Source organism: Bradyrhizobium sp. AS23.2 (assembly GCF_001908185.1).
Classification (GTDB): Bacteria; Pseudomonadota; Alphaproteobacteria; order Rhizobiales; family Xanthobacteraceae; genus Bradyrhizobium.
Window position 1 is genome coordinate 19301 of the sequence record NZ_LGHM01000097.1, and the last position, 10864, is coordinate 30164.

Genomic DNA, 10864 nt, shown 5'->3' on the forward strand with positions numbered 1-10864 from the left:
CCTCTTCAGCTCGCCTTGGGCACGAACGCGCCCGGCGGAATGTGGCCTTCGACATAGGCGTGGTAGAGCGCATCGAGCTGCACCCACAGCACGTTGGTCTTGAAGATCAGCGCATTGCAGACGGAGGCGCGCTCCTCAGGCGTCCTCGCATGCGCCTTGACGTAGTCGAGCGCGAAGCCGGCGTCACGCGGTGCCTGCGCCAGACGGCGCTTGAAGTAGCTCATGATGTCAGGGTTGACGAAGTCGTAGTGCTCCAGCATCCCGGCGATACGTTCTTCGTGCAGGTTCGGCGCGAACAGCTCGGTGAGCGAGGAGGCGATCGCCTCCAGCGGGCTCTTCTCGCGGCAGTAATGGACATAGGCCTCCACCGCAAAGCGCGTCGCCGGCAGAATCCCTTCGGTCGATTCCACATAGGCGGTGTCGAGCCCGAGGCCCTCGGTCAGCTTGAGCCAGCGCTCGATGCCGCCCTCAGAGCCGATATCGCCGTCATGGTCCTCGATGCGGTGGCGCCATTCCAGGCGCGTGGCGCGGTCGCGGAAGCGCGAGATCACCACCGCGTCCTTGATCGGGATCGTGCTCTGGTAATAGTAGCGGTTCAGCGCCCAGGCCTGTACCTGGCCCTTGTTGAGCTTGCCGCCGTGCAGCAGCTTATGGAACGGATGCAGGCTGTGATAGCGCGTCGCGCCGATATGGCGCAGCGTCGCCTCCAGCTCCTCGGCCGAGTTGAGCCTGACGTCCTTGCCGATCGAGAGCGCGGTCATTCCAGTCAGTGACGCGGCATTCACAGCACGATCTCCGTTCCATCGGCGGGAATCTGCCAGCCCGCCTCCTCAGTGGCTTTGCGCTCGATGGAGCCAGGCAGCAGCGCCGGATTCGAGTTATTGATATGCAGAAACAGCTTCCTGTCGATATTGAGATCGGCCAGCCGCGCGATCGCGCCGTCATCGCCGGACATCGCGACATGTCCCATGCTCTTGCCGGTCTTGTGGCCGAGCCCGGCCTTGATCATCTCGTCGTCCCGCCAGACCGTGCCGTCGAAGAACACCAGTGCGGCGCCGTCGATCTCGGCCTTGAGCGCGTCGGTCACCTCGGCGCAGGCGGCGATGAAGTAGAAGCACTTGCCGGTCGACTTGTCGGTGATCTTCAGCCCCAGCGTATCGCCGTCGCCGGTGTCGCCGCCGGGATGTGCCTTGCCTTCGAGATACCAGGCCGACTTGCCGGGCACCGCGAAGGGCAGCACTTCGAGTCCCGAGCGCGCACCATCGGTGAGCCGCGGCTCGAACGGCTCGCGGATAGCCATCGGCTGGCGCCGTACGTTCTTTTCGTTCAGCACGTTGAAGATGCTGTTGCTCTTCAGGATCGCCAGCACCTTCTCATGCGCATAGACCGTGAAGGGCGAGCCCTCGCGCATCGAAAGCAGGCCTGCGACCGCATCCACCTCGCTGTTGGTCAGGATCACGCCCGCAATCGGCGTGTGGCGCAACGCGCCAGCCTTCGGATGCAGCTGCGGCGTGGCGTTCAATTGCTGGCGAAGGTCGGGTGAGGCGTTGATCAGGAACCAGTGCTCGCCGTCGCCGCTGAAGGCGACCGAGGCCTGGGTCCTCTGAAGCTCATGGCCATTCGTACGGGCCGCCCGGCAGCCCTCGCAGCCGCAATTCCATTGCGGTACCCCGCCGCCGGCCCCGGCGCCCAGGACGACGACGCGAAGCATAATCCGTCTCCTGGAGGGAATGTCGCGAGGTGGATCTCAGGCCGAGACAGCCTCGATCTTCCGGAAACCTATCGTGACCGAAAGATCCACCTGCGCGGAAGGCGAACTCACCAACCGCTTACTTGCGGGTGGCGCTCACATACATGTTGATTTCCATGCCGCAGGGCACTTCGACGATCTTGGGGGCTTTCCAGGCCATTTTGGCTCTCCATATTCGCGAATTCGGACGTATCCGCCCACGGGTTAAATTAGTGCGGGCGCAAAAGTTCGCCAGTGAAATTTTCCCGATAAACGCATGTTGCGCCGCGAAAAATGATCGCGGAACATCACTTCTCGTGACGCTGCCTTGCGCGTGGCGCATTCGGTCGCGAAGCCTGTCCTGATAAAGCAGTTGTGAGTGCAGTGCAGCTTTCAATCCGGTACAGGCGACCCAACTGGAATTCGGTAATGCCCAGATACTTCTTCAATACCCGTATCGGCGACGAGTTGATCGTGGATCCTGACGGCGAGGACCTGCGCAACCCCGATCGCGCCTGGGAAGTCGCCCGCCAGATGATCCTGGAAGTGGTGAAATCGGAAGGTGCCCAGCCGGCGCTGCTCGAGGCGGTGATCGAGGTGACCGATGTCGAGGGCGACATCGTGCTCGAGTTTCCCTTCAGCGAGGCCCTGCTGGACATGCCGGACCAGTCGGCCACGCGGCACTAGAGAGACATAGCCGTACCTTCGCGGAAGTGCACTCTCTCTCCACCGTCATTGCGAGGAGCCCTTGCGACGAAGCAATCCAGGCTGCCTCCGCCGAGGGCCGCTGGATTGCTTCGCTGCGCTCGCAATGACGGTGATATCTCTGCGAAATCCGAATGGCTTTGCCGCGTTCCCGGCGCTAAAAGACGCCGGTCACACGGAGCAAGCCATGCAAGATCTCTGGCGCCTGTCGGCCGCCGACCTCGCTACCCTCGTCAAGTCCAGGAAGGTGTCAGCCAAGGAGGCGGCCAAGGCTGGCCTCGCCCGGCTGGATGCGGTCAATCCCAAGCTCAACGCCGTGATCGACCACCGGCCGGAAGACGTGCTCAAGCAGGCTGACGCCGTCGATGCCGCGATCGCGGAGGGGGGAGGACCCCGGGGTGCTGGCCGGCGTGCCGGTCACCATCAAGGCCAATGTCGACCAGGAAGGCTTTGCCACCACCAACGGCCTCAAGCTGCAGCGCGACCTGATCGCGCGCGAGGACAATCCGGTGGTTGCCAATTTCCGCAATGCCGGCGCCATCCTGCTCGGCCGCACCAATTGCCCGGCCTTCTCCTATCGCTGGTTCACCACCAATCTGGTCCATGGCGACACCAAGAACCCCCGCGACGCTTCGCTGACGCCGGGCGGCTCGTCTGGTGGCGCCGGGTCGGCCGTCGCGGCCGGCATCGGCCATATCGCCCACGGCACCGACATTGCCGGCTCGATCCGCTACCCCGCCTATGCCTGTGGCGTGCATGGCTTGCGTCCGACCCTGGGCCGCATCCCGGCCTTCAATCCCGCGCTGCCGGAGCGCCCGATCGGGCCGCAGATCATGGCGGTGTCGGGACCCCTGGCGCGCACCGTCAACGACATCAGGATTTCGCTCGCCGCGATGTCGGCGCGCGACGTGCGCGATCCCTGGTGGGTCCCGGTGCCGCTGGAGGGCCCGGCGAGGCCGAAGCGCGCCGCGCTCTGCCTCAACCCGGACGGCCTTGCGACCACGGCGGAAGTAAAGGCCGCGGTGAGCGATGCCGGCAAGCGCCTGGAGCGGGCGGGGTGGACCGTCGATGTGATCGAGAATACCCCGCCGATGCGAGAGGCGGTCGAGTGGCAGATAAAACTCTGGCTCGGCGACGGCTACGAGGCGCAGCTCGAGATGGCCGAGCGTGAGGGCGATCCCGGCGCGCTGGCCTGTCTGCGCGGCAACCGCGCCAGGGTCACGCCAATGGACCAGGCCAACTACGCGAAGGCGCTCACGCGCCGCGCCACGCTGACCCGCGAATGGATGCTGTTCTTCGAAAAATATGCCGTGCTGCTGACGCCGGTCTCCGGCGAGCTGCCGTTCCCCGATCATCTCGACCGCAAGGACGACGAGTCCTTCAAGCGCGTCTGGGAAGCCCAGCTGCCGCAGATCGCGATTCCGTTCATGGGCCTGCCGGGCCTCGTGGTCTCGACCGGTCTCGTCGGCAAGGCGCCGGTCGGCGTGCACATCGTCTCTAGCCGCTATCGCGAGGATCTGTGCTTGCTCGCGGGCGAAGCGATCGAGGCGGGCGGTGTGCCGCCGTCGCCGATCGATCCTGTGGGTTAGCGATGTCTGTCATCTACGACTTCAAGGCCAACTCGCTTGCCGGCGAGGAGGTCGCCCTGCGCCGCTTCGAGGGACAGGTGCTCCTGATCGTCAACACCGCGAGCAAATGCGGCTTCACGCCGCAATATCGCGGGCTCGAGGAGCTGCACCGCGACCTGTCGCCGCGCGGCTTCTCGGTGCTCGGCTTTCCCTGCAACCAGTTCGGCGCGCAGGAGCCGGGGCAGGCGAGCGAGATTCAGGCGTTCTGCTCGACCAACTACGACGTCACCTTTCCCTTGTTCGAGAAGATCGACGTCAACGGCGCCCATGCGCACCCCCTGTATGAGTACCTGAAACACCAGCAATCCGGCCTGCTCGGGGCCTCCATCAAATGGAATTTCACCAAATTCCTGGTGGACCGTGCCGGCAAGGTGGTCGCGCGCTACGCGCCGACCGCCCGGCCCGAAGGACTGCGGCAGAAAATCGAGACCCTGTTATGAGCGAGACAATCATGAGCGACGAATTTCCGGACCGCCTGTCGGTCGACCCGAACAGCTCCTATTACAACGCGGACATCCTGGCGCGCGACGTCGGCATCCGCTTCAAGGGCATCGAGAAGACCAATGTCGAGGAGTACTGCATCAGCGAAGGCTGGGTCCGCGTCACCGCAGGCAACGCCAAGGACCGCTACGGCAATCCGCTGACGATCAAGGTGCACGGGCCGGTCGAGCCGTATTTTCGAGACAAAAAGTAAGCGCGGCCCGCGCTCTCTCCACCCGTCATTGCGAGGAGCCCGCGACCTCTCCTCGTCATTGCGAGGAGCTCTTGCGACGAAGCAATCCAGACTATTTCCACGGTGACACTCTGGATTGCTTCGCTTCGCTCGCAATGACGAAAGGGAAAGGCCAACTCCCATGTCCGTCCGCATCGTCGACGTTCGCGAGATCACCAAGCCGATCTCGTCGCCGATCCGCAACGCCTATATCGACTTCACCAAGATGACGACGAGCCTCGTTGCCGTCGTCACCGATGTTGTGCGCGATGGCAAGCGCGTCGTCGGCTACGGCTTCAACTCCAACGGCCGCTATGGGCAGGGCGGCCTGATCCGCGAACGCTTCGCCTCGCGCATTCTCGAGGCCGACCCGAAGTCGCTTCTGAACGCGGCCGGCGACAATCTCGACCCCGACAAGGTCTGGGGCGCGATGATGACCAACGAGAAGCCCGGCGGCCATGGCGAGCGCTCGGTTGCGGTCGGCACTATCGACATGGCGGTGTGGGACGCGGTGGCGAAGATCGCGGGCAAGCCGCTGTTTCGCCTGCTCGCCGAGCGCCACGGCGTGACCGCCAATCCGCGCGTCTTCGTCTATGCCGCCGGCGGCTACTATTATCCCGGCAAGGACCTCGCGATGCTGCGCGGCGAGATGCGCGGCTATCTCGACCGCGGCTACAACGTCGTGAAGATGAAGATCGGCGGCGCGCCGATCGAGGATGATCGCACGCGCATCGAGGCGGTGCTGAAGGAGATCGGCAAGGACGCGCAGCTCGCGGTCGATGCCAACGGCCGCTTCGGCCTGGAGACCGGGATTGCCTACGCCAAGATGCTGCGGGACTATCCCTTGTTCTGGTACGAGGAGGTCGGCGATCCCCTCGACTACGCGCTCCAGGCCGCACTCGCCGAATTCTATCCGGGCCCGATGGCAACAGGCGAAAACCTGTTCAGCCACCAGGATGCCCGCAATCTTCTCCGCTACGGCGGCATGCGCCCCGACCGCGACTGGCTGCAATTCGACTGCGCGCTGTCCTACGGCCTGTGCGAATACCAGCGCACGCTCGAAGTGTTGAAGACCTGCGGCTGGTCGCCAAGCCGCTGCATCCCGCACGGCGGCCACCAGATGTCGCTCAACATCGCCGCGGGCTTAGGCCTCGGCGGCAACGAGAGCTACCCCGACCTGTTCCAGCCCTATGGCGGCTTCCCGGATGGTGTGCGCGTCGAGAACGGCCACATCACCATGCCGGACCTCCCGGGCATCGGGTTTGAAAGCAAGTCGGATCTCTACAGGGAGATGAAGGCGCTGGCGGAGTAGCCCGGCTGGGGCATCACACTCCGTCATTGCGAGCGCAGCGAAGCAATCCAGATCTTTCCGCGGGCAGTCTGGATTGCTTCGTCGCAAGGGCTCCTCGCAATGACGGTGCGGCGAAAGTCTTGCGATTTTGTGTGCTTATTGCAACCGCTGCTCGCAATCATCTCGTGGTTGTGATATTGTGAATGCTCTCGTTGATCGAGCGCAATCATGAAGCAGCCCTGCGTTTACATATTCGCCAATTGCCGCAATGGGACGATCTATGTTGGCGTCACTTCAAATCCGCCACGCCGCGCATTCGAGCATCGCGAGGGCTTGGTAAAGGGGTTCTCATCGAAGTACGGCTGCAAGCTCCTCGTCTGGTTTGAGCTGCACGCGACGATGACGGACGCGATTGCGCGCGAGAAGCAGATCAAGGGCGGAAGCCGGGCGAAGAAGCTTGCGTTGATCGAGAGCGTCAACCCGGACTGGGCGGATCTGTACGAGACGCTGATCTGAGCGCCGGGAGAGCTGCGGCTGTTAGGCCCAACCAGCCGAGACCCGCTCCGTCATCGCGAGCGAAGCGAAGCAATCCAGAATCTTTCTGCGAAGGCGGTCTGGATTGCTTCGTCGCAAGGGCTCCTCGCAATGACGGCGGAGGATGGCGTGGTCTGCGGGCGCCCGGCCTGCGGCGAACGATGGACTGGGGTAGCGTGAGGTGTAGCCCCATTCTCCGTCATTGCGAGCGCAGCGAAGCAATCCAGAATTCTTTCCGCGGAGGCGGTCTGGATTGCTTCGCTGCGCTCGCAATGACGATGTGGCGCGAGCCGTCCCCTTACGACAACCGCATATCCAGCAGCCGCCGCTCGCCCTTCAGCAACTTCTTCACCGCGCTCGAGGCCACGACCTCGCCGTCATTGGCGTAAGCTTCGTGATTCTTCTCGATGTCGTCGAGGCGGTAGAGGTAGTTGACCATGACGCCGGCGGACTCGCGCACGCCCTTCGGCGAGAGGTCGCCGAGCCAGTTTATGCGTTCGAGCCTCGCGCCGTTGCCGAGATGGAAGCGAGCGACGGAATCGATCAGCCGGCCCTTCGGCGTGCGGGCCTTCAGGAAATAGTACGCCGCGAGCGGCTCGATCACGCTGCGCAGCTGCGCGGTCGCTTCCGCATTCTCGAACCACTTCGGCTCGTCGAGGCGCTTCAGCACCTCGCGATCCTCGTCCGACAGCGGCAGCTCCTTGTCCTGCTTCACCCAGGGCATGAGGCCCGGCACCGGCGACAGCGTCACGAACGTGTCGAGCTTCGGCGTTTCGCGGCGCAGCTCTTCCACCACCTGCTTGATCAGGAAGCTGCCGAAGGAGATGCCGCCAAGACCGCGCTGGGTGTTGGAGATCGAATAGAACACGGCGGTGCGCGCGCGCTCGATCGGCAGATGCTGGCGATCGACCGCGAGCAGCGGCGCGATTGCGCCGGGGATCGTCTCGGTCAGCGCCACCTCGACGAAGATCAGCGGTTCGTCCACCATCGCGGGATGGAAGAAGGCGTAGCAGCGGCGGTCGACCGGATCGATACGGCGGCGCAGATCGTCCCAGTCGCTGATCTCATGCACGGCTTCGTAACGGATGATCTTTTCGAGGATGTTGGCCGGGGTCGACCAGTCAATCCTGCGCAGCACGAGAAACCCCCTGTTGAACCACGAAGAGAGAAGATGCGACACGTCGCGGTCGAGCGCGGCGAAATCGGTGTGTCCGTTCATCATGCCGAGCAGGTCGGCGCGCATGCTGACGAGATCGCCGGTGCCGCCAGGCGCTCGGTTGAGACGACGGATCAGTTCCTGCCGCCGCGGCTCCGAGGCGAAGTGCAAAGAACTTGCGTCCTCGTCGGTCGGCTTGGCGCGCCATTTCTCGATCGCCTCGGCCAGACGTTCCCGGTCCGGGCCGAAATCGCGCACCAGTCCTTCGAAGAAGGCGCGGCGTCCTGCCGCATCCAACTCCTGGTAGATGTCGAGCACCTCACGCGCCATGGCAGTGCCCGAAGCTTCGCCACGGCCGGACAGCAGCGCACCGCAGAGCTCGATCAGCCCGTCGGCATCCTGCTTGGTATTAGCGGAATCCCCTCGGCGAAGCAGCGTGCGGCCGCGCTCGGAGATGGTGGCGAGCAGGTCGGAGAAGAAGGCGTTGGCCATCTGGGCTTTTCGATTCCGGTTTGTGCGCTGCGGAAGCTTACACGGGATTTAGGCAGATGCCGATCACAATCAAGCGCAAGAGTTTGGCATCTTTAGTTGGGTCGTATTGAGTCAGGCGTGCTCGGCTATGCGCCCCAAGAAGGCTGTCATGCCCCGTGCAGGAGGGGCATCCAGTACGCCGCGGCCCATCGGATCAATCACGGCCGTCTCGGAGTACTGGATTGCCCGCCCCAGTGCGCAATTGCGCACAAGGCGGGCAATGACACCGAGGGTGGAGCTACGTCTTCCCCGCAAACTCCGTCGGCGTCCGCCCCGTCACCTGACGGAACGCTGCGGAGAACGCCGGCACGCTGGCATAGCCGAGCTGGGTGGCGAGCTGTTTCACGGACACATTCGCATCCGTGGACAGCCGCTGGATCGCTGCCGCGATGCGGGCGCGCTGGCACCAGCTCTTGAAGCTCAGTTGCGTCTCGGTCGAGAACAACCGCGACAGCGTGCGCGCCGAGGTTCCGACCTCGCGTGCCAGCGTGTCTATGTCGTGCAGGCCGGTGGGATCGTCGAGCACGATCATGGCGGCGCGCCGGCAGCGCGGCTCGCGCGGCAGCGGCACGAAGGTCGCGGAATCCTCGGCCTGGTGCAATTCCAGCATCACCAGACGAACCAGCAGCTCGGTGCGCTCCTCGGTATTGCGTACATCGAACAGCGCCAGGATCGCCTGGTGCAGCAGCGGCGACACCCGCACCACGAACTCCTTGGTCAGGCCCTCGTCGCGCTGCTCGCGTTTGAGCCACGGCAGGTCGAAATAGAGCGTGCGCATCTCGATGTCGGCGAGCACATCGATGGCGTGCTCGAGCCCGGCGGGTACCCAGACGGCGCGGTCCGGCGGCACCAGCCAGCGCCCCTTGGGCGTGGTCACCTGCATGGTGCCGCGGGCTGCATAGACGAGCTGCGCCTCGCGGTGCATGTGCGGATCAAGCCGCAGGCCCTTGGGATAGTCGCGCGCGACCAGGTGCACGCCCGCGGTCGAGCGGTGGTTGCCCCGGACCTCCCGGATTGGCGTTTCGACGACAGTCATTGGCAGCATCCCGTCATGGCCAGGACATATAACTCATTTCGGAGCAGGAGAGGATTCGTATGAACAGCCCCGGTCGGGTGATCAGTTTCGTCAACGCAGGCCACTTCATCGATCATTATTCGATGCTGGTCTTTGCGGCCGCCGTGATCATCATGGGGCCGGCGCTCGGCATGGCCTATTCGGAACTGCTGCCCTATGCGACGCCGGGCTTCGTCGCCTTCGGCGCCGGCTCGCTGCTCACCGGCTGGCTCGGGGACCGCTGGAGCCGCCGCCACATGATGCTGATCTTCTTCATCGGCATCGGCCTGTCCATGATCTCGGTCGGCTTCGTCCAGACCCCGGCGCAGCTCGGCGCCGCGCTGCTCGCGATCGGCATCTTCGCCTCGATCTATCACCCTGTCGGCACCGCGATGATCGTGTCCTATGCCGACAGGCTCGGCCGCGAGATGGGTCTGAACGGCGTCTGGGGCAATCTCGGCGTCGCCTCGTCCGCGCTGGTCACCGGTGTGATCGGCCAATATCTCGGCTGGCGGTTTGCCTTCATCGTTCCCGGCATCGTCACCATCCTGATCGGCATCGCCTTTGCGATGACCGTCGTGCACGAGGATCGCAAGGGCTCGAAGCAGGCGGCGGCGCAGGCGCGGGTAGCCAAGCAGGACATGTGGCGCGTGATCCTGTCGCTGCTGATCGTCGTGATCGCGATCTCGACGACGTTCAACGCCGTCACCGTGGCGCTGCCGAAGCTGTTCGCGGAGCGGCTTGCCGATCTGACCAAGAGCCCGGCACTCCTCGGCGTCATCGCGGCCTGCGTCTATGTGTTCGGCGCGATGACCCAGTACACCATCGGCCGGCTGCTCGACCGCTACTCCCTGAAGACGGTGGCGCTGCCGCTGTCCTTCATGTTGGCGCCGTTCCTGTATCTCGCCGCGAGCCTGTCCAATCTGCCGCTGATCGTGGTCTCGATCGGCATCGTCATGGGTGCGTTCGGGCAGGTCACGGTGAACGACGCCATGGTCGGCAAATACACCACCGAAGAATGGCGCTCGCGCGCCTATGCGGTGCGTTATTTCGTCGGCTTCACCGCGGCGGGCGCGTCGGTCGGCCTGGTCGCCTGGCTCTACGAGCAGGGTGGCTTCGTCACCATGCTCCACGCCTTTGCCGGTCTCGGCCTGCTGGCGATCGCGGCTGCGATCATCCTGCCGCGCGAAATCAGGACCCCGGCCGCGGCCTAACGGCAGTGTTCTCGTGTCCCGGACAAGCTGCAACGCGCATAGCGCGTCGAAGACGCGCGTGAACGCGCTTATGGCGTTGCGGCGCAGAGCCGGGACCCAGAGGCTGCGAATTCCCGTGTCGCATGGGCTCCGGCTCTGCAGCGCACCGCCGAAGTGGCGCTGCGCTGCGTCCGGGGCACGAGCGGGTGTAAGGCCGGGACTCTCTCCACTCGTCATTGCGAGCCAACGGGTCCGCGCATAGCGCGGCCCGATGACAGGCTCCACGAAGCAATCCAAAATCTTCCCGCGGAGGGACTCTGGATTGCTTCGC

General features: G+C 64.4%; 11 protein-coding genes and 1 pseudogene. 7 read left to right on the forward strand and 5 right to left on the reverse strand.

Annotated elements, in window-relative coordinates; all coding sequences use genetic code 11:
- Positions 1-5: 5 nt before the first annotated feature.
- The 3 genes from pqqC to pqqA all read right to left on the reverse strand — a co-directional run bounded on the left by pqqC (position 6) and on the right by pqqA (position 1910).
- A complete protein-coding gene (gene pqqC, locus AC630_RS20940; RefSeq protein ID WP_074120367.1) occupies positions 6-785 on the reverse strand; it encodes a pyrroloquinoline-quinone synthase PqqC in 780 nt (259 codons plus the stop codon).
- Positions 782-1711, reverse strand: coding sequence for a pyrroloquinoline quinone biosynthesis protein PqqB (pqqB, locus tag AC630_RS20945; RefSeq protein WP_074120368.1), 930 nt, complete (start codon positions 1709-1711; stop codon positions 782-784). Before pqqB ends, pqqC begins: the two co-directional genes overlap by 4 nt.
- Before the next feature lie 118 nt (positions 1712-1829).
- On the reverse strand, positions 1830-1910 hold the full coding sequence (pqqA, locus tag AC630_RS20950; RefSeq protein ID WP_007595659.1) for a pyrroloquinoline quinone precursor peptide PqqA: 81 nt from the start codon (positions 1908-1910) through the stop codon (positions 1830-1832).
- A gap of 248 nt (positions 1911-2158) precedes the next feature.
- On the opposite strand from pqqA, the gene AC630_RS20955 reads away from it, so the two are divergent.
- The 6 genes and pseudogenes from AC630_RS20955 (at position 2159) to AC630_RS20985 (ending at position 6581) form a co-directional block, all read left to right on the forward strand.
- A complete protein-coding gene (locus AC630_RS20955) occupies positions 2159-2416 on the forward strand; it encodes a DUF6894 family protein (protein ID WP_074120369.1) in 258 nt (85 codons plus the stop codon).
- Between the two features lie 205 nt (positions 2417-2621).
- Positions 2622-4023, forward strand: a pseudogene (locus AC630_RS20960) (amidase family protein).
- 2 nt (positions 4024-4025) lie between these two features.
- Complete coding sequence (locus AC630_RS20965) at positions 4026-4502, forward strand: glutathione peroxidase (protein ID WP_074120370.1); 477 nt, start codon at positions 4026-4028, stop codon at positions 4500-4502.
- Positions 4499-4756 carry a DUF3297 family protein gene (locus AC630_RS20970; RefSeq protein WP_074120371.1) on the forward strand — a complete coding sequence of 86 codons (258 nt, stop codon included), beginning with the start codon at positions 4499-4501 and terminating at the stop codon, positions 4754-4756. Before AC630_RS20965 ends, AC630_RS20970 begins: the two co-directional genes overlap by 4 nt.
- Before the next feature lie 160 nt (positions 4757-4916).
- A complete protein-coding gene (gene tarD / locus AC630_RS20975; protein WP_074120372.1) occupies positions 4917-6086 on the forward strand; it encodes a D(-)-tartrate dehydratase in 1170 nt (389 codons plus the stop codon).
- Positions 6087-6293: 207 nt separating this feature from the next.
- Complete coding sequence (locus tag AC630_RS20985; RefSeq protein ID WP_074120374.1) at positions 6294-6581, forward strand: GIY-YIG nuclease family protein; 288 nt, start codon at positions 6294-6296, stop codon at positions 6579-6581.
- Between the two features lie 316 nt (positions 6582-6897).
- Here the strand turns inward: AC630_RS20985 and AC630_RS20990 are convergent, their stop codons facing one another.
- Both AC630_RS20990 and AC630_RS20995 read right to left on the reverse strand, forming a co-directional pair.
- On the reverse strand, positions 6898-8247 hold the full coding sequence (locus AC630_RS20990) for a malonyl-CoA decarboxylase (RefSeq protein WP_074120375.1): 1350 nt from the start codon (positions 8245-8247) through the stop codon (positions 6898-6900).
- Between the two features lie 277 nt (positions 8248-8524).
- Positions 8525-9322 carry an AraC family transcriptional regulator gene (locus AC630_RS20995; protein ID WP_074120400.1) on the reverse strand — a complete coding sequence of 266 codons (798 nt, stop codon included), beginning with the start codon at positions 9320-9322 and terminating at the stop codon, positions 8525-8527.
- 59 nt (positions 9323-9381) lie between these two features.
- On the opposite strand from AC630_RS20995, the gene AC630_RS21000 reads away from it, so the two are divergent.
- On the forward strand, positions 9382-10554 hold the full coding sequence (locus AC630_RS21000; protein WP_074120376.1) for an MFS transporter: 1173 nt from the start codon (positions 9382-9384) through the stop codon (positions 10552-10554).
- Positions 10555-10864 lie beyond the last annotated feature (310 nt).

Excerpts from the sequence above, each read along its gene's own strand:
- pqqB (WP_074120368.1), bottom strand. The coding sequence starts at position 1,711 with ATGCTTCGCGTCGTCGTCCTGGGCGCCGGGGCCGGCGGCGGGGTACCG.
- pqqA (WP_007595659.1), bottom strand. The coding sequence starts at position 1,910 with ATGGCCTGGAAAGCCCCCAAGATCGTCGAAGTGCCCTGCGGCATGGAA.
- AC630_RS20955 (WP_074120369.1), top strand. The coding sequence starts at position 2,159 with ATGCCCAGATACTTCTTCAATACCCGTATCGGCGACGAGTTGATCGTG.
- AC630_RS20965 (WP_074120370.1), top strand. The coding sequence starts at position 4,026 with ATGTCTGTCATCTACGACTTCAAGGCCAACTCGCTTGCCGGCGAGGAG.
- AC630_RS20970 (WP_074120371.1), top strand. The coding sequence starts at position 4,499 with ATGAGCGAGACAATCATGAGCGACGAATTTCCGGACCGCCTGTCGGTC.
- tarD (WP_074120372.1), top strand. The coding sequence starts at position 4,917 with ATGTCCGTCCGCATCGTCGACGTTCGCGAGATCACCAAGCCGATCTCG.
- AC630_RS20985 (WP_074120374.1), top strand. The coding sequence starts at position 6,294 with ATGAAGCAGCCCTGCGTTTACATATTCGCCAATTGCCGCAATGGGACG.
- AC630_RS20990 (WP_074120375.1), bottom strand. The coding sequence starts at position 8,247 with ATGGCCAACGCCTTCTTCTCCGACCTGCTCGCCACCATCTCCGAGCGC.
- AC630_RS20995 (WP_074120400.1), bottom strand. The coding sequence starts at position 9,322 with ATGACTGTCGTCGAAACGCCAATCCGGGAGGTCCGGGGCAACCACCGC.
- AC630_RS21000 (WP_074120376.1), top strand. The coding sequence starts at position 9,382 with ATGAACAGCCCCGGTCGGGTGATCAGTTTCGTCAACGCAGGCCACTTC.